Origin of the sequence: Kutzneria sp. NPDC052558, assembly GCF_044547355.1 — a bacterium.
Lineage (GTDB): Bacteria > Actinomycetota > Actinomycetes > Mycobacteriales > Pseudonocardiaceae > Kutzneria.
On sequence record NZ_JBIUAG010000031.1, the window covers coordinates 57,773 to 78,765 of the forward strand.

Annotated in this window: 23 protein-coding genes and 2 pseudogenes; 11 read left to right on the forward strand and 14 right to left on the reverse strand. The window is 69.5% G+C overall.

What is annotated here, in order from left to right; all coding sequences use genetic code 11:
- Positions 1-134 precede the first annotated feature (134 nt).
- The 6 genes and pseudogenes from ACIG5F_RS38675 to ACIG5F_RS38700 all read left to right on the forward strand — a co-directional run.
- Positions 135-3,965 (forward strand): DUF6531 domain-containing protein, encoded by a 3,831-nt coding sequence (locus ACIG5F_RS38675; RefSeq protein WP_396525015.1) that lies wholly within the window; start codon positions 135-137, stop codon positions 3,963-3,965.
- A gap of 26 nt (positions 3,966-3,991) precedes the next feature.
- A complete protein-coding gene (locus ACIG5F_RS38680; RefSeq protein ID WP_396525016.1) occupies positions 3,992-4,420 on the forward strand; it encodes a hypothetical protein in 429 nt (142 codons plus the stop codon).
- A 320-nt stretch (positions 4,421-4,740) separates the two neighbouring features.
- Positions 4,741-4,935 (forward strand): annotated as a pseudogene (locus tag ACIG5F_RS38685) (MBL fold metallo-hydrolase); the annotation flags it as partial.
- A gap of 240 nt (positions 4,936-5,175) precedes the next feature.
- Complete coding sequence (locus ACIG5F_RS38690; RefSeq protein WP_396525017.1) at positions 5,176-5,640, forward strand: helix-turn-helix domain-containing protein; 465 nt, start codon at positions 5,176-5,178, stop codon at positions 5,638-5,640.
- 15 nt (positions 5,641-5,655) lie between these two features.
- Complete coding sequence (locus tag ACIG5F_RS38695; RefSeq protein ID WP_396525082.1) at positions 5,656-6,117, forward strand: PIN domain-containing protein; 462 nt, start codon at positions 5,656-5,658, stop codon at positions 6,115-6,117.
- 53 nt (positions 6,118-6,170) lie between these two features.
- Positions 6,171-6,361, forward strand: a pseudogene (locus ACIG5F_RS38700) (MBL fold metallo-hydrolase); the annotation flags it as partial.
- A gap of 115 nt (positions 6,362-6,476) precedes the next feature.
- Here the strand turns inward: ACIG5F_RS38700 and ACIG5F_RS38705 are convergent.
- From ACIG5F_RS38705 to ACIG5F_RS38730, 6 genes are all read right to left on the reverse strand, one after another.
- Positions 6,477-7,604 carry a hypothetical protein gene (locus ACIG5F_RS38705; protein ID WP_396525018.1) on the reverse strand — a complete coding sequence of 376 codons (1,128 nt, stop codon included), beginning with the start codon at positions 7,602-7,604 and terminating at the stop codon, positions 6,477-6,479.
- A 69-nt stretch (positions 7,605-7,673) separates the two neighbouring features.
- Entirely contained in the window at positions 7,674-8,078 is a 405-nt protein-coding gene (locus ACIG5F_RS38710) for a type II toxin-antitoxin system VapC family toxin (protein ID WP_396525019.1), read from the reverse strand.
- Entirely contained in the window at positions 8,071-8,349 is a 279-nt protein-coding gene (locus tag ACIG5F_RS38715; RefSeq protein WP_396525020.1) for a type II toxin-antitoxin system Phd/YefM family antitoxin, read from the reverse strand. The genes ACIG5F_RS38710 and ACIG5F_RS38715 overlap by 8 nt, the downstream gene beginning before the upstream one ends.
- A 33-nt stretch (positions 8,350-8,382) precedes the next feature.
- Positions 8,383-9,543 (reverse strand): hypothetical protein, encoded by a 1,161-nt coding sequence (locus ACIG5F_RS38720; RefSeq protein WP_396525021.1) that lies wholly within the window; start codon positions 9,541-9,543, stop codon positions 8,383-8,385.
- Positions 9,540-10,412: a hypothetical protein gene (locus tag ACIG5F_RS38725; protein ID WP_396525022.1), complete on the reverse strand. Its 873-nt coding sequence runs from the start codon at positions 10,410-10,412 to the stop codon at positions 9,540-9,542. The genes ACIG5F_RS38720 and ACIG5F_RS38725 overlap by 4 nt, the downstream gene beginning before the upstream one ends.
- A 100-nt stretch (positions 10,413-10,512) precedes the next feature.
- Positions 10,513-10,878, reverse strand: a complete 366-nt coding sequence (locus ACIG5F_RS38730; RefSeq protein WP_396525023.1) for a hypothetical protein — start codon at positions 10,876-10,878, stop codon at positions 10,513-10,515.
- A 46-nt stretch (positions 10,879-10,924) separates the two neighbouring features.
- On the opposite strand from ACIG5F_RS38730, the gene ACIG5F_RS38735 reads away from it, so the two are divergent.
- Complete coding sequence (locus ACIG5F_RS38735; protein WP_396525024.1) at positions 10,925-11,143, forward strand: hypothetical protein; 219 nt, start codon at positions 10,925-10,927, stop codon at positions 11,141-11,143.
- Positions 11,137-11,661 (forward strand): hypothetical protein, encoded by a 525-nt coding sequence (locus tag ACIG5F_RS38740; protein ID WP_396525025.1) that lies wholly within the window; start codon positions 11,137-11,139, stop codon positions 11,659-11,661. Before ACIG5F_RS38735 ends, ACIG5F_RS38740 begins: the two co-directional genes overlap by 7 nt.
- Here the strand turns inward: ACIG5F_RS38740 and ACIG5F_RS38745 are convergent.
- On the reverse strand, positions 11,645-12,229 hold the full coding sequence (locus ACIG5F_RS38745) for a hypothetical protein (RefSeq protein WP_396525026.1): 585 nt from the start codon (positions 12,227-12,229) through the stop codon (positions 11,645-11,647). The two genes, ACIG5F_RS38740 and ACIG5F_RS38745, sit on opposite strands and share 17 nt — an antisense overlap.
- 24 nt (positions 12,230-12,253) lie before the next feature.
- Here ACIG5F_RS38745 and rnhA point away from each other — a divergent pair, with 24 nt between their 5' ends.
- A complete protein-coding gene (rnhA, locus tag ACIG5F_RS38750; RefSeq protein WP_396525027.1) occupies positions 12,254-12,709 on the forward strand; it encodes a ribonuclease HI in 456 nt (151 codons plus the stop codon).
- Here the strand turns inward: rnhA and ACIG5F_RS38755 are convergent, their stop codons facing one another.
- Positions 12,710-13,312: a DUF6348 family protein gene (locus ACIG5F_RS38755; protein ID WP_396525028.1), complete on the reverse strand. Its 603-nt coding sequence runs from the start codon at positions 13,310-13,312 to the stop codon at positions 12,710-12,712.
- A 9-nt stretch (positions 13,313-13,321) separates the two neighbouring features.
- Positions 13,322-14,161 (reverse strand): EamA family transporter, encoded by an 840-nt coding sequence (locus ACIG5F_RS38760; protein WP_396525029.1) that lies wholly within the window; start codon positions 14,159-14,161, stop codon positions 13,322-13,324.
- 184 nt (positions 14,162-14,345) lie between these two features.
- Between ACIG5F_RS38760 and ACIG5F_RS38765 the strand changes: the two genes are divergently transcribed.
- Positions 14,346-14,603 (forward strand): winged helix-turn-helix domain-containing protein, encoded by a 258-nt coding sequence (locus ACIG5F_RS38765; RefSeq protein WP_396525030.1) that lies wholly within the window; start codon positions 14,346-14,348, stop codon positions 14,601-14,603.
- On the opposite strand, the gene ACIG5F_RS38770 is transcribed toward ACIG5F_RS38765, so the two are convergent.
- Positions 14,600-14,962 carry a hypothetical protein gene (locus tag ACIG5F_RS38770; RefSeq protein WP_396525031.1) on the reverse strand — a complete coding sequence of 121 codons (363 nt, stop codon included), beginning with the start codon at positions 14,960-14,962 and terminating at the stop codon, positions 14,600-14,602. The two genes, ACIG5F_RS38765 and ACIG5F_RS38770, sit on opposite strands and share 4 nt — an antisense overlap.
- 211 nt (positions 14,963-15,173) lie before the next feature.
- Here ACIG5F_RS38770 and ACIG5F_RS38775 point away from each other — a divergent pair, with 211 nt between their 5' ends.
- Positions 15,174-15,638, forward strand: coding sequence for a hypothetical protein (locus ACIG5F_RS38775; protein WP_396525032.1), 465 nt, complete (start codon positions 15,174-15,176; stop codon positions 15,636-15,638).
- A gap of 47 nt (positions 15,639-15,685) precedes the next feature.
- On the opposite strand, the gene ACIG5F_RS38780 is transcribed toward ACIG5F_RS38775, so the two are convergent.
- From ACIG5F_RS38780 to ACIG5F_RS38795, 4 genes are read right to left on the reverse strand one after another with little or no spacing between them, the layout of a single operon-like run.
- Complete coding sequence (locus tag ACIG5F_RS38780) at positions 15,686-17,329, reverse strand: copper resistance protein CopC (RefSeq protein WP_396525033.1); 1,644 nt, start codon at positions 17,327-17,329, stop codon at positions 15,686-15,688.
- Positions 17,326-18,483 (reverse strand): LuxR C-terminal-related transcriptional regulator, encoded by a 1,158-nt coding sequence (locus tag ACIG5F_RS38785; RefSeq protein ID WP_396525034.1) that lies wholly within the window; start codon positions 18,481-18,483, stop codon positions 17,326-17,328. Before ACIG5F_RS38785 ends, ACIG5F_RS38780 begins: the two co-directional genes overlap by 4 nt.
- A 13-nt stretch (positions 18,484-18,496) precedes the next feature.
- Complete coding sequence (locus tag ACIG5F_RS38790) at positions 18,497-19,636, reverse strand: acyl-CoA dehydrogenase family protein (protein ID WP_396525035.1); 1,140 nt, start codon at positions 19,634-19,636, stop codon at positions 18,497-18,499.
- A 2-nt stretch (positions 19,637-19,638) separates the two neighbouring features.
- A complete protein-coding gene (locus ACIG5F_RS38795; RefSeq protein ID WP_396525036.1) occupies positions 19,639-20,982 on the reverse strand; it encodes a hypothetical protein in 1,344 nt (447 codons plus the stop codon).
- Between the last annotated feature and the right edge of the window lie 11 nt (positions 20,983-20,993).

The following is a 20,993-nucleotide window of genomic DNA, read 5'->3' on the forward strand; positions in this document are numbered from 1 at the left end:
ACACTTGAGCATCCGGCGAGTCGCTCGACGACACGGGCACTGCTCGCCAGGCACGCAGGTCAGCCCCATGCCGATCTGGCCGCGCCGGCGGGGGCGATATGCCAGGATCGACGGAGGGCGAAGGCAGGGGCGACGTGAGCGGATTTCATGTCGATCCGGATCACTTGGACAGGTCCGGCGGTAAGCTGGGGGACTTCGCGGAGAAGGTCTCGAGCGGCGGCGAACGGCTCCAGCAGGCAGGGCAGAACCTGCTGTCGCACGCCAGCGGCGACCGGTCGGGTGTGGGCGCGGTGGTGTCCAAGGCGCTCGGCCGCGGCCTTGAGATCACCGGCAAGGTGTTCAGCGAGGGCGGCCGGGTGGTTGGTGCCGCGGGCGACCGGTTGAAGCAGAGCGGCCGGTTGTATCGGGAGTCGGACGAGCACGCGTACAGCCTGCTCAACCGGCACAACCCGAGAGGGACGACTGCGGGGCGACGACCGGGCGGGGACAACGAGCAACCGAGGTCGGTTGGCGGTCGGGGCCCGGGCCGGAGGAACCGGTCGGCCCGGCGAACCGTGGGCGGCGACGAGCGCGGCGCGGGCCAGAGCGAACGGTCGGGGTGCACAAACGGCGACCCCATCAACATGCGGACCGGAGAGGTCATCCTGCCTCAAACCGACGTGGAGCTGCCGGCGATCCTGCCATTGGTGCTGACCCGCCGTCACCTGAGCGGTTACCGCCTCGGTCAGAGCTTCGGCCCGAGCTGGGCATCCACCGTGGATCAGCGACTGGAGGTGGACGAGGAGGGTGTCTGCTTCGTCGCCGATGACGGCCGCGTGTTGATCTATCCCCCCGTGACGGGCGACGGTGTGCTGCCGGTGGAGGGCGAACGCTGGCCGCTGCACCGCGACGAGCACGGCGACTACGTGCTGAGTCAACCGGACCTGGACCGGACTCTCCACTTCGGACACGGTGACGATGTGTTGCCCATCGACGCGGTGGTGTCGACGTACGGGCAGCGGATCGATTTCCGTTACGACGACGGCGGAACGCTGGTTGGCATCGACCACTCGGGCGGCTACCGACTGACCGTGCTGACGGAGCACGAGCGCGTGACCGGACTGCAGCTCGACGAAACCGTGCTGGTGGACTTCGGATACGACGAGGACGGCCGGCTCACCGAGGTGATCAACTCGTCGCACCGGCCACAGGTCTTCGAGTACGACGACGCCGGCCGAATCGTCCGCTGGGAGGATCGCAACGGCGAGTGGTACCGGTTCCACTACGACGGCCGGGGCCGCTGCCACCGCACCGAGGGCTCGGGCGACGCGCTCGTCGGCCTGCTGGAGATCGACGACGACCGGCGGATCTCGGTGTGGACGAACTCGCTGGGCCACCGCACGACGTTCGAGTTCAACGAGCTGGACCAGATCGTCAGGCAAGTCGATCCGCTGGGCAACGCGACACTGTCGGAGTGGGACCGCTACGACCGGCTGCTGGCGCGCACGGATCCGTTGGGCCGCACGACCCGCTACATCTATGACGACCGGGGCAATCTGACCGCGGTGACCCGCCCCGACGGCACTCAGGACCGCACGGAGTACGACGACCGGGACCGGCCGGTCGTGCTGGTGGATCCGGACGGCGCGGTGTGGCGTCGACGGTACGACGACCACGGCAACCTGGCGGAGGTCGTCGACCCGGCGGGTGCGACCACCCGCTACGGCTACGACGCGCGCAACCATCTGTCATCGATCACGGACCCGCTCGGCGGCGTGCACCGCGTGACTACCGACGACGCCGGCCTGCCGACGAATATGGTCGACCCGCTCGGTGTCAACGTGAGATACGAACGGGACGCCTTCGGCCGGATCAGCGCGATCACCAACCCGCTCGGGGACGTGACCCGCTACGGCTGGTCAATCGAGGGCAAGCTGTTGTGGCGTACGACGGCGGACGGCGCGACGGAGCGCTGGGGATACGACGGCGAGGGCAACCAGATCGACGAAGTCGATGTGCTCGGCCGGTCGATCCTTGTCGAGAGCACGCACTTCGACCTGCCGAGCGCGATCACCGAGGTCGACGGCACCCGCGTGGAGTACCGCTACGACAGCGAACTACGGCTGACCGCCGTGGTGAACCAGCAGGGCCGGATCTGGCGCTACGACTATGACCCCGCAGGCCGACTGATCAGGGAAACCGACTTCGACGGACGCGAGACCGGCTACGGCTACGACGCCGCCGGCCAGTTGGTGTCGAAGGTCGATGCCATGGGGCAGACCACCGAGTTCCGCCACGACAGGCTGGGCAATTTGGTGGAGCGGCGGTCGTCGGACGGCACAGTCGTGCGGTTCGAGTACGACGAGGTCGGCCGACTCTCGCGGGCCGTCAACGCAGACGCGGACGTCCGCTTCAAGCGGGACGCGCTCGGTCGGATCGTCGCGGAGACCAGCAACGGCAACACAGTGTCCTGCCGGTACGACGCACTCGGTCGCATGATTCAGCGGCGCACGCCGTCGGGGACCGAAAGCGCCTGGAGCTACGATGCAGTGGGCCGGCCGGCGGCGCTGCACGCGGCCGGGCACGTGCTGGCGTTCGGTTACGACGTCGCCGGCCGTGAGGTGCTGCGTTCCGTCGACGGCGGCCGGCTGCTGGCGCAGGCGTGGGACGGTAATCACCGGCTGGTCGGCCAGTCCGTGGCGGGACTGCCGCAGCCGCGCCGGTTCCAGTACCGGCGCGACGACTTCGTGACCACAGTGGACGATCCGCTGCGCGGCGCTCGGCAGTACTCCCTTGACCCGCAGGGTCGGGTCACGGCCGTGACCGGGCGGGGCTGGCAGGAGAACTACCGCTACGAGCAGACCGGCAGTCTGGTCCCGGCCGGCACCACCAGGCATTCCTTCGACCGGCTGGGCCGATTGGTGTTGCGGCAGCGCAAACTTCCCTCGTCGAAGCCGCAGAACTGGCACTACGCCTGGAATGCCGACAACCAGCTGGTCGAGGTCGTCACGCCGGACGGCAGCCGCTGGCGCTACCGTTACGACGCGTTGGGGCGCCGCGTCAGCAAGCAGCGGCTGACTCCCGACGGGTCCGCGGTGGCGGAGCAGGTCGAGTTCACCTGGGACGACACGGTGCTGGTCGAGCAGGTGCATTCCGGCGGCCAGGCCACGACGTGGGACTGGACGCCGGACGGCGAGCGCCCGGTCGGCCAGACCGAACGCATCCGCGTCCCGCAGGGCTGGGTCGACGAGCAGTTCTACGGCATCGTCACGGACATCGTCGGCACTCCGACCGAACTCGTTGACGTGCAAGGGAATCTCGCCTGGGAGTCGGCGCAGACGCTATGGGGTGAACCTCTCGCCCCGCGCCCCGGCCGCGCGTACACGCCGCTTCGCTTCCCTGGGCAGTACCACGACACGGAGAGCGGTCTCAACTACAACCATCACCGCTACTACGTGCCGGAGCTGGCCTCGTACGCCAGCCCTGACCCGCTCGGCCTGATGCCGTCGCCGAATCCTCGCGCGTATGTGCCGAACCCGCTGACCTGGTCGGACCCGCTCGGCCTCGCGGCCTGCAAGGACTGCGGCAAGAAGCCGGAGGAGCTGCCCAAGGGCGACAACCGCTGGTTCAATAACCGCAAGGAGGCGTTTAACGCCGCCCGGGACCGAGCCGGTATCCCGCGTACCCAGCAGCCGACGCGGCAGTGGACGGTCGGCGACGACCCGACACAGAAAGGCCGAGCCAACTACCACCACGATCCAGCGCCGGGCTCGCACGGCCGATACTACGAGTACCAGACACCGAACGGGCCTCGCGTCATTGCCGAGCACACCAACGACCCAACCGCGCCGCATGGACACTTCCATGCGTATCAACCGAAGAAGGACCACACCGGCATCACCATCGGTGAGAAGTACGACCGTGTGGACGGCCCGCACCACTACTACTACGGACGGCACGATCCGAAATGGCCGAAGAAACACTGAGCCCGCGAGAGCGTCGACTGGCGCTGGTGCGCCGCAAGGAGGCGGAGCGACTGCGGGATCGCCTGCCGTCGCTGGAAACCGGCGATTTCGCTACCCGGGAAGCGCTGCCGCCCTGGGCGTTGGAGGAATTGCCCAAGATTGCGCGCACAACGGCGGAACCGGACGCCACACTGCCTGAGAAGGCGCCGGACGTGCGCGGCTGGATCAGGAACTTCATTCTGGCGTCCGGCATGGGCGACCGGTTCCTGGTGGCAACCGGGATCGAAGGCCACCAGTGGCTGACGGTGCGTATCCACGGCGAGTCGTGGCTGGACGAGCTGGTGGACGCGCTCGGCGAAGACCTGCGGCTGGTATCGCCGGACGTGCTGGTGGCGATCTACGCCGAGGAGTACGAGTATCAGGCCTTCCTGGCGACCCCTACCCACCGCCGCGACGCGGACGGTGCGATCGTCTAAGCCGTACCCGGTCAGCGGGTCCTGTGTTCACAACCAATCCGTCCTCGCGGTCGCGAACCGAAGAACCTCGAATCCGGCGTTCTCCTGGACGACCCGGACGCTGTCGATGAGTACGGCGGCAACTCGATCTTCCAGTCATTCCCGGGTCCAGGCGAGCAACTCCCAGACCACAACTGGCCTCTGGCGCCGCGTGTCCGGCCTGCTTGCCAGTGGGCGTATTCGAAGATCACCGCCGCTCCAACGACTCGCAAGTACAGGGCGTGGATCCGGCAGGAATGGGCTGGGCCATGCCCTGAGCGTTCAGTTATCTTCACTGCTGTGGTGATACGCTATTCCCCGGCGGCGTCGGGAAGACGTCATCGCCGGAGAACTTCACGTCGCTGCTGAACGACGTTTCGGAGCGGCTATTCGACGCGTTGCCGGGCGACACGTGGTTCTACCCCGGCCACGGCGACGACTCGACGCTGGGCGAGCAGAAGCCGCACCTCGAAGAATGGCGCGCGCGGGGCTGGTGAGCTGGTACTTCAGCGGGGCTGCCCGAGCATGCAGGCAGCCCCGTCTCGTTGTGCTCCAGCAACGGAGTTGCGAAGTATTCACACAGGTCAGAGGCTCTAACCGACGAAACGCGGTGCCGCTGGCCAGCACAACGCGCCAACCACGGCCCACGCCCACACACGACACTCGGTTGCGATTTTTTCGTTTTGCGGGGACGGTGGCTGGGACGGGTCCACCAGCAACCAGTGGGGCAGACAGCGATGACCGCGACCGTTGACCGGCCGATCCTTCCCCCGAGCGACCCAGCTGAGCGTCACGAGTTGGACGAACTCGCGACGCTGTTGAGCCGAACCCAGGCAGACGCGGCGTTGGTGACACCGGACGGGACCCTGGTGCACCTGCCAACTGCGGTGTATGAGGTGCTGTCACAGGTGATCACCGCGATGCGGGCGGGACGTGCGATCACCGTGGCGCCACTGGCTCAGCGCCTGACCACGCAGGAGGCCGCCGACCTACTCGGCGTCAGCCGGCCTACGCTGATCAAGCTGTTGGAGGACGGCAAGATTCCTTTCGAGAAGCCCGGCCGGCACCGCCGTATCCGCCTCGACGACCTCCTCGCGTACCGCGACCAGCGGCGTCAAGAACGGCGCGAAGCGCTGGACGAGTTGGTCCAGCAGACCGAGGAACTCGGACTCTACGACGACGAGGCTACGGAGATCAGGTAACCACTCTTCCAACCGCTGTGGTCGCAAGCGATCCTTGATGAGGTCCGCAGAAACGTCGTCGCCAAGCGGAAGGTCGATCCTGCGGCATTCGAACGAACCCTGGCCCTGATGAACGCCGCGTTCGACGACGCGATGGTGGAGGACTGGCAACCCATCGTCGCCGGCCTGGACCTTCCCGATCCCGACGACAGGCATGTGCTCGCCGCAGCAATCACAGGTGGCGCACAAGCCGTCGTGACGTTCAACCTGGCCGACTTCCCCGCCGAGCAACTCCAGCCTCACCACATCGACGGCGTTCATCCCGACGCCTTCCTGCTCGACCAACTGGACCTCGCACCAGCTAGGGTGCTTAGCGCGCTCGCCAAACAGACCCAACGATTTCGTAATCCGCCGATGAATCTCAGCGGACTGCTCGCCCGTCTCGAACGCTGCGACGTACCCGAGTTCACCGAGGAAGTCCGCCGCATCGCGCTATGACCGAGGCACTTGGAACCCATGCACAGGCATCTGGACGTGTTCACCGCTGTCGTGATTCACTGTTCCCCGGCGGCGTCGGGAAGACGTCATCGCCGGAGAACTTCACGTCGCTGCTGAACGACGTCTCGGAGCGCCTGTTCGACGCGTTGCCGGACGACACGTGGTTCTACCCCGGCCACGTGACGACTCGACGCTGGGCGAGCAGAAGCCCCACCTCGACGAATGGCGCGCCCGCGGCTGGTGAACTGGTTTGGCGGATGAACACAGACACGGCCCGACATGCAGGTCAGGCGCTCCAACCGGCAGAACACGGTGCTTCTGGCCAGCACAACACACCCTTGGTGACGCTCAAGGCAAGGTCATGGCCGGGAATGCTGGAAGGCGTCGGACAGGGTCTTGGAGAGCGGGACGGTTCGGGGCAGCTGCGATCCGTCGAAATAGCCGGGCTTGTGCTGGCGCAGGAGTGCCTCGCCCTCGGTGTCCCACCGGAAGCCGCGCTTGCGCTTGAGGAGTTTCTCGAACACCGCGTTCGCCTTGCTCAGATCGCGGGCCGCGAGCTGCCGAAGTGGTTCAGGTGAGGCGTCGGGGTCGCGCAGCAGGCTGGTGAGGACCTCCCGGTAGCGACGGCGTGACAGCAGCGCCGGGTTGGCGAACACGTCCTCGATCAGGTCAAAATCGGGGTAGAAGCTCAGACCCTCACCGGGAACGAAATGGATCGCGACGCGATCGGCGTCCAGCAGGCCCGCACCGTCCAGGTTGAGCGAGGCGGGATCAGGCGACTCAGCGTCGGGGCGGACCTGCTGGGCGATGTGGTGGTAGAACTCGCGAACCTTGCCGGACACCTCGGAGCCAGGCACGACGATGAGATCGGCGCCGAACAGCTCGACGAACAGGTCGTGCTGCTCGGTCATGAGGCGTCGGGCTTCGGCCAGCTTCTCCGGGTTGCGGAAGGCGGCCGCCGGATTGCGCATCGACAACTCGGCCGCGGCGACCAGCATCTGGTCGCGGACTGAGGCGGGAAAGGCGGCAGGGTTGCCGCTGACCATCCAGTCGTCACCGACTCGAACCAATCGACCCACGACGATCATGTGTTTCTTCAACGCCGTGAACGCCGTGCGACCGACGTTGGACCGGGCCCGATAGGTCAGCTCGTCCACGAAGTTGGACAACAGCACCGCATCCTGGTCCTTGTCCAAGACCTCGAAGACGCCCTCGACCACGTCCCGCCAGCCCAGCAGCATGTCGCGTTCGGCGTCGGACAACTGGGGCTGGGCCGCCACGAACGCCTCGATCACCGTGCCCCCGGACCGGAGACGATGCTGCAACGCGAAGTGGTCGAGGAGCATCGTGAACTCGGCCTCGTCGCCGACCACCCCGCCTGGAAAGCTCTGCAAGATCACCGTGGTCAACTCGGTGTCGAATCGGGGTGACAGGGCGAAGTCGACCAGCATCCCCTTGAGCTCGCCGGCCCGTTCCAGCAGATCCATGCCGGGCAGTCTGTCACCAGTCCCCCAGGCGACGTCGACCGGCCAGCGTGCCACCGGGAGCCGCCGGCCTCAGACCGCGACGACCTCGACCATGTCTTCCAAGCCCTTGAAGTCGGCTTCGTTGCGCGTGTAGAGGGGGAGATCGCGAACGGATGCTATGGCGGCGATCATCAGGTCGAGTCGGCGGGGTTTGGGGTCGCGGTTGGCCTCCAAGGTGAGGGCGACCAGGGTCCCGTATCGGGTCGCGGCGTCGGTGTCGAAGGGCAGCGGATCGAACTCCACGATGGCGGCGCCCAGGAGTTCCGTTCGGGCGGCCCGCGCCGCCGCGGTCCTGGCCATGGCGACGCCCTGGTGGAGCTCGGCCATGGTGATCGCGGTGATCTCCGGAACCGCGGGCAGCGTCGCCGGGTCGAGCGAGGCGAGGTCGATGTAGGTGCAGGTGTCCAGCACGCCGAACTCGGGGCGGTCAGCCACGACGGCGCTCCCACAGGTCGTCGTCGCCGAGGCGGTCCGCGGCGCCGAAGAGCTCGTCGGCCTCCTGCCGTATCTGGGCGTAGTCGACACGGGGCAGCTTCCGGTGCCGCTCGACCAGCTCCTCGGCGGTCAGACGCCGCTTGCGGGCGATGGGGCGCAGCACCGCGACCTGAACGCCGTTGCGGGTGACGTAGTACGTCTCGCCCGCCTCCACCGCGTCCATGACGGCGGCGGAGTTGTTGCGGAGTTCCCGCTGGGTGATCACCTTCATGGGTATCAGTGTAGCCATGTGTAGCACCTTGGGCTACATGTCGGCGTTGAGCAGGGGCAGTGTGGCGTGGTGGGGCAGCTGGCAGGCGGCGGCGGCCTCGTCGGGGGTGGCGATGGCGGTGAGGGTCTGGTCGAGGGGGCTGAGCGCCCCGAGGGGGAGGGCGCGGGAGGAGGGGAGCGGGTCGAAGCGGAGGTCGGTGATGTTGCGCCAGGCGGTGAGGGATTCGGGGCCGCTGGGGCGCAGCACGGTGGCGGGGCGGCCGGAGAGGCCGGCGGTGGGATGGCCGGGAGAGACGGCCTGGGCGAGCTGGTGGACGAAGTGGGGAGGTAGGGGGCGAGCGGCGGCGATGGAGACTCTGATCTGGAAGGCCTCGTCGACGTAGCGGCTGACGGCCTCGGCGAGGACGGGGGCGGCGGCCAGGGCGAACTGGTCGGGGGCGCGGCCGGCGCCGAAGACGGCGCCGGTGGGAGACGGACCGGGTTGGGCGAGGTACGCCATCTCGGCGGCGCGGGCCTGGAGGTTGAGCTTGAGGTTGTCGCCGACGCGAAAAGGCAGCAGACCGACGGAAACCAGGGCGGACGCGGGCTGGGCGGCCAGTTCGGCCCACACCCGGGACCAGGAGGTGCCATCGTGGCGCCGCCAAGGCGTGACGACGGCCAGCCACGGGGTGGTGGCATCGGCCCGAGTGGTCCGCTGAGCGGTGACGCACTTGCCGATCTCCGCGATGCCGGACGGATCGGGTTGGAACGGCGCGAGCACGCCGTGCAGCGAGGCGAGGTCGGTGACGGGCACGCCCAGCAGGTTGCCGGGAAGGTATTGCCGCAGCTGAGAGATCATGTCGGCGGCCGCGGCCGGTTCAGGGGCACGGACCAGCAGGTACGCCCGAATGCCTTGGCTCCCGGGGCATCGGAGAAAGCGCAGCTCGACACGGGCCTGCCGCGGGAAGCCCAGGCTCCAGACGGCACGCAGCCACGGCGTCGGATCGGGCGCGTGCTCGGGCCGGTCATTGATGGTCAGGGCGCCGATCGAGCCGGCCTGCACGAGGGTGTCGGCATACCCGGACGCGGTGTTCGAGACTTGGCCGCCGCCACCCGACGGCGGCGCCGTCTCGGGCGCGTCGGACGACGGCTCGGCCGGGCGAATTCGCAGCGCGGCAAAGGAAGCCGTCGGCCCGACGAGCACAGCTGGTGTCATTCGGGCACGCCGTGCTGCGTCGGCCACGCCCCGGTGACCGGCTGCGCGTAGGCCGGCTGGTCCGCCGCGCCGGGCAGCGGCTCGACCGGCGGCAGCCCGTTGGGAAAGCCGTAGCCCACAGGAACTTCGATCTGCTGCACGGCGACGTTGAGACCCTCACGGCACAACGCGTGCACGACTTCCCGCAACGCGCGGGGCCGTTCGGTGCGCAGCATCCGGCCGATGTCGTCGAGCCGGCCGGACATCGAGGCGAGCAGGTCCGCGAGGAACCGGCCGATCAGCTCCGCGCCGCCGCGGTGCCGGTACATGACCCAGCCCAGGTACAGGCTCGTGCCGAACGGGAACACCGACACGTACGCCCGGTACTGGCCGTCGAACAGGATCAGCCGGTTCTGCACCGCGCCGAATCCCGTTGCGGTGCGCCGACTCTGCATCGACGCGATCGGCAGTTGCCGTTCCAGCATCTTGCCCTGGATGGCGCTGTACACGTTGTCGGCGGCGCCGCTTCGGTCGGCCAGCACGACCCGCCACTCCCCCAGCGGCTCGGCCACCCGCGACATCATGAAGACGATCAGCCACGCGAGCGGCCCCAGCATGAGCAGGACCACGCCGATCGCGGTCGTCGCGGACGAGCCGGACTGGGAGCCGTAGCGCGAGGTGGCCGCGCTGAACAGGGACACCAGCATCAGGATGAAACCCAGTGCCGTGAACGGCAATGCGCACAGGGAGGCCCGCAGCCACAGCGTCCAGATCGTGCGGAACGACACCCCCTCGTCGAAGTAGACCTCGACCGGCCCGTGCCGCAGCACCTTGTCCAGATAGGCGGCATCGGGATCGCCGCCCTGCCACAGCAGTGGATTCGCAGTCACCGCGCCAACCTTCCGGCGAACGGCCGCAGGTGCAAGCCTTAATCACCCGATCAGCGCAGCGACTCATCGCATGTCCCGAATTTGCGGGACTGAATGGCACTCAGGCGACCGGGACAGAGGGGATGTCGGCGCATTGGGGGAACAGCTCGATCGAGCGCTGGCCCCACCACGGGTCGCTGGCGGCGATGGAGATGAGGTCGCGGCCGGCGGCGTCGGCGAGCCGGCCGAGGTAGTAGGCGATGTAGACGGTGAAGAAATGGGTGAACAGGAACTTCTTGAAGAAGCCGTCCTGGTCGATGTCGATGGTGACGAACTCGATGTTCTCGTTCTGCGGCGCGGACTTGTCGTCGAGACAGGTGTCGGGGGTGAAAAGCAGGCCCCGCGAGTGGGTCGGGAAACCCGGCGTGAAGGAGAGCTCGCGGTGGCGCTTGAGTCCTTGTCGCCTGGTCACTGCCTTGCCACGCAACCGTCCGACAGTGACGTGGTGACGGCGGGCGACGGAAGGCGGGGGCATGGCGAAGCGACGAATCGGCGGGGCGGGCGGCGGCTCGGACAAGGGGGCGCCGAAGTCGAAGGCGGCCGGTGTGGTCGTGACGGCGGCGGTGGTGGCGGGACTGTCCGCGGCAGCCGGCGGGGCGACCGTCACCGACTCGGTTGGCGCGGGGCTCGACGCGGCGGTTCAGCAGAGCGCCGAGTCCCGCTGTGCGGCTGTCGAGGGGCCGGGATGCTGACGGGACAGGTCTCGGTCTGGGTGCCCATTGTGGTCGGACTGATCGGCGTTGCGGGGGTCGTGGCCGGGCAACTGGTCAACGGGTGGCGGGAGCGGCGCGGCGAGGAGACGCGGTGGCGTCGGGAGCAGCAGCGGGACGCCCGTCAGGATCGGTTGGCCTGGCGGGAGAAGCGGCTGAGGATCGCCGTCGAGTTCCTGGTGACGTTGAGCGTGTGGCGGGAACTGACCGTCGACACGTGGCAGGAGACGAGGAAGGACGGGCGGCCGAGCGATCAGACACGGAGCGGGCTGCACGAGTCGACGACCCGGATGAGCGAGCAGCTGGCGGAGATCAAGCTGATCGGCACCGAGCGGATACGGGCCGCCGCCACGGAGACGGTGGATGCCCTGCTGGCCACGTCCGCGGCGACCAGGAAGTCGCTCGGCGGGTTCGATGAGGCGTCGCGGCGGCTGTCGGCCGCCGTCGGAGAGCTGCGCGAGACATTTCGCGCGGAGCTGGGGATCACTGAGGAGCGTTGACGGCGTCCAGGAGGTCGAGGTAGCCGTCGGTGGCGCGCCAGAGGGAGTCGGCGTGGGGGGTGAGCTTGCCGGGGCGCCAGCGTTGGTCGTCGTAGGAGCGGTGTTGGCGGCGCAGCGAGCGGAGGCTGACGGCGAGCTCGGCGTCGAGTTGGGTCTGGAGGGCGGAGGGGGTGGGGGCGTCGAGGCGGACGGAGTGGCCGAGGCCGTCGCGGAGGGCGGAGAGGGTGGATTCGCGGACGCCGTCGGTGGAGTCCCAGACGAGGGCGGGGCGAACGATGCGGTGATTCCACACGGGACCGGCGGCGGAGCGCCAGAGGCAGGAGAGGGGCTCACGTAGGCGCACGGCCTGGGCCCAGTGCTGCCCGCCGCGAGGGATGTCGAGCCAAGGCACATCGTCGACGGGGAGGTCGACGATGACGGCGACGTGCGCCCAGTCGAGGTCCCGGGGCTCGCCGAGGAGGTCGCCGAACACCCAGAGGCCGGTGACGGGCAGCATCGGCACGGGCGAGGGGGTGTCGCACCGGCGGGCGAGTTCCTCGACATGGTGGACGGCGCGACTCCATTTCACGCCGGGCATCGTAAGGTCACGGGCGTGGTGGACGACAAAGCGGTGGAGATCTTCACCGACGGGGCGTGCAGCGGGAACCCGGGACCGGGCGGCTGGGGCGCGGTGTTGAGGTACGGCCGGCACGAGCGGGAGCTCTACGGCGGGGAGTCGGCGCAGACGACGAACAACCGGATGGAGCTGATGGCCCCGATCCAGGCGCTGGAGACGCTGAAGCGGCCGTCGAAGGTGCTGGTGTACACGGACAGCACGTACGTCCGCAACGGCGTGCTGAGCTGGATGCCGCGGTGGAAGACCAACGGCTGGCGGACGAGCAACCGGGAGCCGGTGAAGAACGCGGACCTGTGGCAGCGGCTGGACGAGGCGATGGCCCCGCACCAGGTCGAATGGCACTGGGTGAAGGGCCACGCGGGCCACCCGGAGAACGAGCGGGCGGACCGGCTGGCGGTCAGGGGCGCGCAGGAGGCCCGCGAGAACCGCTAGTCAGGCCTTGTGCACGAGCAGGAACACCCGAGCGAAGGCGGGTTGGCGCGGCCAGTCCATGGCCAGCAGGGCGGCGCGGAGGTCCGCGTTGGCGGCGCCGTTGACGCGGGCGTCGACGATCTCCGCGCCGGGGCGGCCGCCGAAGAAGAGCGTGACGCTGTTGACGCCGGCCGGATCCAGGTGCGGCGTCAGGGTTTCGGCCACCGTGGCGGGCAGCAGGGACCCTACAGCCCAGTGCTGCAAGGACGACGGGTCATCCTCCCCGAAGGCGAGCACGGGGGCGAGGATGACGTGATAGCCGGGCAGGCCGTCAGCGTCGTCGGGGCCGAACTGGGCGGCGAACTGTTGTTGCTGCGTGAACATCTCGATGACCGCGGCCGCGGTCGTCTGCGTCCACACGGTGACGGCCCGCGCCACGTCGTCGATGCCGACGACCCGGTCCCAGATGACGGTCGAGGCGTTGATCGCGAAGCCGATCTCCAGGTGTTCGGGCCCGAGGACGACGGCGGTGTCGCCGGGGCCGCGCACCTGATCACCGGCGACGGACCACTCGCCGGCGAGGTCACACAGTTGCCGGGCGATCTCCTCGAGCACAGAAGTCACCGGCCGAGCCTACGCGACGGCGATGGCGGCGATGCCGGCCAGGACCACCAGGGAGCCCAGGAGGCGGCGGACGGCCTGCGCCTCGCCGAGCAGCCGCCACGCGACGACTCCGCCGACGACGATGCTGATCTCGCGGGCCGGGGCGACCAGGCTGACCGGGGCGATCTGCAGGGCGTAGAGGACGAGCAGGTAGGCCAGCGGCGAGAGCAGGCCGACGGCGAGGACCTCACGGCGGTGGGCCCGCCACAGGGCGGCGACGGAAGCCTTGGCGCGTAAGGCGGTCGGCAGCAGGAGCAGGGATTCGCCGATGGAGCCGAGGCCGAAGTAGACCAGGGGCGGCACGGCCAGAGCGGTGACGGAGTGGGCGTCCCACAAGGTGTACGCGGCGATCATGGCACCGGTGAGCACGCCGTAGAAAACGCCGGCGGGGGTGGCCTTTCCGGTGCCGATGACCAGCACGCCGACCACCACCAGCAGCGCGCCGACCAGGCCCAGCCAGCCGGGATGCTCGTCCAGGAACAGGACGGCGACCAGCACCGACAGCAGCGGCCCGGTGCCGCGGGCCAGCGGGTACACCACGGACATGTCGCCGATGGCGTAACCCCGTTGCAGCACAGTGCCGTAGGCGATGTGCAGGACCGCGGTGACCACCGCGGCCAGCAGCCAAGTCCATTGTGGACTCTCAAAGAAGGCCAGAACCACCGCTATCGGGCCGAAGACCAGGGCCGACACCGTGTAGTAGAGGAACACGAACGCCGGGCCGCCGTCGCCGACCCGCTTGGCGGCGAGGTTCCAGATCGCGTGCACCACCGCCGCGGCGAGGACCAGCCCGAGCGCGAACCCGTTCACAGCACAGCCTTCCCCCGGGTTCCGCGCACGCGAAACCGGGAAGGCCTCCAGGCTTTTGTCCCGTCAGCTGAACAGCCACGCCCCTTCGTGGCTGATGGTGCCGCTCGGACCAGACCCGCCACGACGGCGACGGAACCCTAGGCACTACGCGGGACATGCTACACGAGTCAGGCTCCCCCTCGGAGTGATCACCAGCGTGACGGTGCGATTACGTGGCGCCTCGGGGAAAGGTCGCCGGCCGGGGCTCATCGCGGATGAACGAGCTGCTGTCCCACGTGGGGGCGGTGGTGTCCCGAGGGGGGCGCTGATCGCGCGCTGCTGGGACGATCCGCCCGACGAGAACGCGTTCCACCAGCTCATCACCGGCCTGCGGCGCAAGCTGCGGCAGCCGGAGATGATCCACACCGTGCGGGGCGAGGGCTACCGGATCGCGCCGGCCTAGTCCGCGAAGCTGCCGCCCAGGTTCTCGGTGTTGTCGCTGCCGGGCGAGCCCGAGCCGGCGGTCTGCGTCAGCAGCTTTCCGTCCACTGTGGCCGTCGCGACGAGATCGCCGCCTTTGTGCTTCATGTCCAGTGAGAACTCGTGGTGTCCGCCGCCGTAGGGAACTTCGACCGTCTTGTGCCACGGTAGCGTGACGGCCTTCTCGTCGCTGGTCTTCCCGTCCACTGTGAAGGTGAGGTCGACGACGGCCGAGCCGGTCACCTTCAGTTCGAGGACGTGCTTGCTGTCGCCGGAAGGCGATGTGCCGCAGGCGGCGAGCAGGATCACGGCCGCCAGCAGGACGCCGACTGTTCGGATCATGAAACGCAGTGCAGCACAGGGGGCCAGGGACCGGTCCCGGCCGTTAACTCTTGACGATCCATATGCGACTCGGCCCGGGCGTGCCACCATCTAGTTCGTGAATCCTCTTCATGTTCCACGGTCGAGGCCTAACCCTGTGCTCCATCCCTGCTTAGCGGGTCCCCGGCTGCGGATGAACCGCCGCAGACGCGCAACGCAGTAGGAGGACCACATGACCCTGCCTCGCTTGCTGGCCGGCATCGCCGCCGTCGCCGGCTGCGTGCTTCTGGCCGCCCCTGCCTACGCCGCCACCGGCCAGGTCGACGGCAACATCACCGTGGGCGACTCGAGCTGCTCGTGGACCAACGCCACGACCAGCGACGCCCCGCCGGCCGCCCTGACCATCGACCACACCACCGTCCACCCCACCTGTAGCGGCAGCATCACGGCCAGCCTGACCAACGACCCCTCGCTCACCTTCGCCGACACCGCCGGCACGGTGTCGGCGCCGGAGGTCGACGTGAACGGCACGGTGCTCGGCATCACCTGCTCGTACAAAGTCACCAACGTGACCTACACCCGCCAGGGCACCGGCCGGTCCTACACCGGCGGCCCCTTCACCGCCACCCTGTCCAGCGGCGGAGTCCTGTGCCCCGCCACGGAAACCGTCAGCGCCGCCTCGTTGACCTTCCACTGAGCCGATAACGGACCGGGCGGCCCCTCCTGCCAAGGGGCCGCCCGGTTTCACCGCACCTGGACGTCGGTCTGGACGGTGGCCTCGTCGAAATCGGTGCTGCGGACGGTGATGGCCAGCCGCCAGAGGCCGGCGCCGGGGATGGTGATCTGTTGGGCGACGAACTGCCCGCGGCCGGTGTGGGTCAGGGGCACGGGGATGGAGCCGACGCCGCCGGAAGGGAGGGAGATGGTGGCGGTGACCTCGGGGACGTCCCGGCTGACGCCGCGGTCGTCGCGGACGTTGAGGGCGATCTGGTCGTCGCCGGTGAGGGCGGGGTCGACCCAGACCTGGACGTCGCCGCCGGAGGGTAGGGCGACGGAGCCGAGGTAGGGGCCGGAGCGGGAGGCGACGGTGGCGGGGGTGGGGGTGCTGGCGGTGGGGGACGTGGCGACGAGGGCGGCGGTGAGGCCGAGGACGACACTGGCGATGGCGGCTTCGCCGCCGACGGAAAGCCTTAGCCGCGAGACTGTGGAAAGCCGGTCGGCGGTGGTGCGGCGAGTGGGGCGGGCCGTGGGCGTGAGCAGGCGTGAGCGGACCACGGAACGGGAAGCGGCGGCAATGCTGAGAATCAGGCCGAAGGCGGCGAGTTTGAACAGCAGCAGCTGGGCGTAGCCGGAGCCGTCGAGGGCGGCGGTGAGGTTGACGTCGCGAAGCGCCATGACAACACCGGAAACGGCCAGGGCGACGACGGAAATGGTGGCCACGCGGGAGAAGCGGTCGGCGGCCAGGGAGACTTCGGCGGCGGCTGCGGAGCCGAGCAGGACACAGCCGGCGAGAATGGTCAAGCCACCGAGCCAGGTGGCCATGGCCAGCAGGTGCACGGAGTCGGCCGCCAACGCCAGCGGCCAGCCGTCGCCGACGCCGTCGTGGCCGGTAGCGCTCCAGGTGACGGCCAGCAGCGCCCCGACGACGAGAATGGCGCGGTCGGGCAGGAATCGCAGCACGAGGAGGGCGATTATCCTTATAGACAGCAGGATTCCGAACGTGGTTCCGAGGGTGTCGACCAGCAGGGCGGGATCGACGATGGTGAGCAGCGAGGAGCCGGCGGCCTCGGCCCCTTGCACCAGAAGGGATCCGATGGCGGAGCCGAGTGCCGTCCCCCACGCTATGCGGCGCAGCAACAGGAAACGGCCGTCGGTCCGGCCGGTCGGCCAGCAGTAGGCGACAAAGAACGTGCTGCCGACCAGCAGGGCGATGCTGGCGTACGACAACCAGCGCAGCGCCCAGAACACCAGACCCACCAACGGATCCGCACCGGCCTGGGCGCCGGCGTCGAGCACAGGGGCGGCCCGGGCGGTGCCGACACTGAACACGAACGCGCCGTGCACCGGGTGGGAGTCGGCGGAAACCACCCGCCAGGTCACCGAGTAGACGCCGTCATGCAACTGCGGGAGCGGCAGGCGCAGCGCGTCGTCCTCGGCCACGGCTTCGACCGGGCCGACCGATCGGCCCTGGTCGTCCTGCACGGTGAAGCCGCCGTGCACCGGGGTCACCCGCTCGCTGAACCGCATGATCACCGCGGCCGGCTCGGCGTCGAGATGCTGGCCGTTGGCCGGCGTGGTGCCGACCAACGACGCGTGCGCGGCGGCCTCGGGCGCGGCCAGCACCAGCCAGCCGAGGGCGGCGAACACCACCAGCAGGGCCCGGATCACGGCGAGGTCCCGAGCAATCCGAGCTCCTTGGCGGCGGCCAGGGCCGCCGCCCGGGTGTGCACGCCCAGCTTGCGGAACAGCTGGTTGCGCAGATTCTCCACGGTGCGCACGGAAATCCCCAGCTGCGCGGCGGCGTCCTTGGCCGACTGGCCGCGCTCCATCGAGCCGAGGATCTCCCGTTCCCGTTTGGTCAGCAGGATTTCCCGCCGCCACCACGACCGCCTCGTGCCGTAGGGGCCGCGCAGCGCGCCACGGACGTGCGCGGCGTCGACGGTCAGGTGACCCCGGCCGGCGGCCCGGACCGCCGGCACCATCAGCCGGTCCACGTCCTCGGCCGGCACCACCGCCACGCCGGCGGTCAGCGCCTCCAGCGCGTAGTGCCTGGGCAGCGGCCGGCTGGCCACGACGATCGGGACCTCGACCTCGACCGGGATTGCCGGCCAGTCCTCGGGGGCCGGGTCGATCAGCACCACCGCGGCCCGGCGCTCGTTCGCGCCGACGACCGGAATGCCGTGGGCGTGAAGGACTCGGCGGACACGCTCAGCGATCGGATCCCCGGCGGCGCGGGCGATCACCCGCACCCCGGGGCCGCTGACCTTCTGCCGTGGCAGCTCGACCGGCGTGGATTGCCCGGCCCGAGCCAGGATCCGCCGCTTGTGGCTCTGCACCGACCGCACGCTGGTGCCGAGTTCGTGGGCCACCTGCTGCGGCGGATACCCGGCCCGGCTCAGGTACAGCACCTCCAATTCCCTTGTGGTCAAAGCCTGTTCGGCCACGTCGGCGTCGGCCGACCCGATCGCCGCCAGCAGGGCGTCCAGGCCTCGGCTGTACGAGACCATCGCACTGACGCCGGCCGCGCAGGCCTTCACGACATACGCGGCGGTCAGGGAGTCGTGCAGGCCGACCAGCCGCAGCTGCGGTTGATGCTCCAGCAGCAGGGCCACCAGCCGTTCGTTGCTCCACCGCAGCCCGTCCGCCTCGAACAGGGCGACATGCGGCCGGCACAGGTGGCACAGCTGGATCAGGTCGGGCCCGGAGGCGACCGCCCCGGCCACCGTGATGCCGGGCTCGGCCGCCAGCTGGGTCGCCAGCAGTTCCCTGATCATCACGTTCTGGTGCTGCACCACCACGTTCACCGGCTGATTCCCCAGCATGGCCGGTCTCCCCTCACCGTCGGCCGAAGGACACGTCGTGCTCCCGGCCGAGCACCGCCTTGCCGACGGTGGCCAGCAGCCGGTCATCGTTGTCATGCCGCACGTAGAACGTCAGGTCCCGCAGGATTCGCTCCACAGGGGACGGTCGGATCAGGCCGCGCGCGCCGCAGACCCGGACGCAGTCGTCCAGCACCGCGAGCGCCAGGTGCTCGACGACGTGCCTGGCCCGCAGGCCGGCCAGGCGCGCGTCGTCGACCCGCCACTCGTCCCACAGCGCGGCGACGTGCCGCAGCCACAGCTCGGCGGAGTCCAGGGCGACGGCGATCGACCCGATCCGGTGCTGCACATAGGGATCGCCGTCCTTGGACTGGCGCAGCACGGAACTGCGGGCGTACTCGGCCAGAGCGTCGGCCGCGCCGAGGAAACTCGCGGCGTAGTGCGGCAGGAACGCCGACTGCCAGCTCTGCGTCAGATACGCCCCCGGCGGCCCGATCTGGTTGTCATCGGAGATGAACGTCTCGTCGAAGTCGACGGCGTGGCTGACCGTGGCCCGCATGCCGATGGGATCCCACCACGAGGTGTCGACCCGGACCGTGGGATCGGAGAGATCGCACGCCAGCATCAGCACGGTGTCGTCGGAGCCGGCGTGCCGCGCCCCGCCGGGCCCGGCCGGATCGACCAACAGGATCGCCCAGTCCGCCCCGGTTGCGCTGGTGGCAAAGCCTTTGCGGCCGCGGACCCGCCAGCCGCCGTCGGCCCTGGTCACCAGGGTGCCCAGCGGCCGGGGTTCGCCGCTCCACGCCACCCACTTGTCGCCACGGCTGACCACACCGTCGAACCAGCGCTCGCGTTGCTCGGGCGTGCCCAGGGCATCCAGCAGCACCAACGAGTTCGCGTGTCCCTCCCAACACCGGGCCAGCGCCAGGTCGGCGGCGGCGATCTTGCGGGTCATGGCCCACAACGTGTAGGTGTCGCCGCAACGCGGGCCCAGCCCGAGGCCGCCGTGCTCGATCGGCACGGTCGGCGCGAGCAGACCGGCCGCGAACAAATCGTCGAAATCCTGGCCAGGAAACGCGGCCGCCTTGTCGTAGTCGTCGGCCCGTGCCGCGAACTGCTTGGTCAGCGCCTCCAGCAGGGTCAGCGGATCGGTCATGGTCACTCCTCACGCAGGGCGGCCGCGTCGACCGGAGGCATCCGGCGGCCGGTCATCAGGCGGAACTGCCGCGCGACCTCGACGACCAGCACGTCCCAGCCGTCGACGACGGTCAGCCCCCGACGGCGGCCGGCGGTGATCAGCGCGGTTTCCCTTGAGCCATAAGCAAGATCCAGCACGACCGCGCCGGGTCCCATGCCGGCCACCGAGAACGGCGACTCCTCGCGCAGCGGCGTCGCGTGCACGACCAGGTCGTAGTCGCCGGCGTCGAACCGTTTCAGCGGAACGAAGTCGAGGCCCAGCCGGCGGGCCGCTCTGGCCCCACGGCGAATGCCGCGGTTGACCATGGTCGGGGACAGCCCGGCCCGCATCAGCCCGACGGCCGCGCCCCGGCCCGCTCCCCCGCAGCCGACCACCGCCGCCCGCCGACCTTCCAGCAGAATCCCCCTTCTCTGTAACGGTTTCAGGACACCGACCGGATCCGTGCAGAAGGCCCGCCAGCCGTGTCGACCGCGCACCAGCAGGTTGGCGCCGTCGGCCTTGGCGGCATCGGCGCTGGCCGAGTCGGCCATGCGCACCGCGGCGGACTTGTACGGGGACACCACGGTCGCGCCGGCCAGGATGTCGATCACCGAGTCGAGGCGTGGCGTGGTCATCGGCAGGTAGAGCGCCGGCAAGTCGAGCTCCCGGTAGGCAACGTTGTGCAGGCGGGGCGAAAGCGACCGGCTGACGTCGGCGCCGATGATCCCGTACAGCGCATCGATCGGCCGCAACTGCGGAAACTGGTAGTCGTCGAGCAGCTGCGACAGGCTGGGCATGCCGTCGGGCTCGGCGTCGCCCAGCCGGCCGAAGACCACCGGCGCGCCCAGTCTCGGGGCCAGCAGACGGGTCCAGGTCCCGGCCGGCCCGGTCGCGTAGGCGGTCACGTCGTCCCGATCGAGCTTGCCCAGCAGGGACAAGGCGTCCGGGGTCTCCACGACGTGCAGCCGCGCCTCGATCGAGCCGATGGCGCCGTGCCAGCGGATCTGCCGGCGGTACGGCGGGATCGCGTTGAGCAGCCAGGAGGTCAGGTCCCTGTCGGCCTCCAGCTCGACCACGTCGTACTCGCGGGCGGCCTGGAGCAGCCGCTGATGCCGCTCGGCCGTGTGCCCCGGGCCGCGCAGGCTGTAGGTCAGCTCGGCCGGCGACCGTCCCCTGAGGACGGTCGGGTCGAGGTCGCCGACCAGGTCGGCGCGGACCTGGATGCCCGTCACCGCGTCGGGCAGCGCCGGCAGTTCGCCGGTCAGGCAGGCCACCACCGAGCAGACGTCGACGGCCGCCACCGTTCGGGGGCTGGACATCGTCATCACAACACCGA

Coding starts and splice junctions, on each gene's coding strand:
- ACIG5F_RS38770 (WP_396525031.1), bottom strand. CDS start 14,962: ATGATCCGAACAGTCGGCGTCCTGCTGGCGGCCGTGATCCTGCTCGCC.
- ACIG5F_RS38720 (WP_396525021.1), bottom strand. CDS start 9,543: ATGACACCAGCTGTGCTCGTCGGGCCGACGGCTTCCTTTGCCGCGCTG.
- ACIG5F_RS38735 (WP_396525024.1), top strand. CDS start 10,925: ATGGCGAAGCGACGAATCGGCGGGGCGGGCGGCGGCTCGGACAAGGGG.
- ACIG5F_RS38705 (WP_396525018.1), bottom strand. CDS start 7,604: ATGGATCTGCTGGAACGGGCCGGCGAGCTCAAGGGGATGCTGGTCGAC.
- ACIG5F_RS38785 (WP_396525034.1), bottom strand. CDS start 18,483: ATGCTGGGGAATCAGCCGGTGAACGTGGTGGTGCAGCACCAGAACGTG.
- ACIG5F_RS38740 (WP_396525025.1), top strand. CDS start 11,137: ATGCTGACGGGACAGGTCTCGGTCTGGGTGCCCATTGTGGTCGGACTG.
- ACIG5F_RS38715 (WP_396525020.1), bottom strand. CDS start 8,349: ATGAAGGTGATCACCCAGCGGGAACTCCGCAACAACTCCGCCGCCGTC.
- ACIG5F_RS38790 (WP_396525035.1), bottom strand. CDS start 19,636: ATGACCGATCCGCTGACCCTGCTGGAGGCGCTGACCAAGCAGTTCGCG.
- ACIG5F_RS38690 (WP_396525017.1), top strand. CDS start 5,176: ATGACCGCGACCGTTGACCGGCCGATCCTTCCCCCGAGCGACCCAGCT.
- ACIG5F_RS38775 (WP_396525032.1), top strand. CDS start 15,174: ATGACCCTGCCTCGCTTGCTGGCCGGCATCGCCGCCGTCGCCGGCTGC.
- ACIG5F_RS38795 (WP_396525036.1), bottom strand. CDS start 20,982: ATGACGATGTCCAGCCCCCGAACGGTGGCGGCCGTCGACGTCTGCTCG.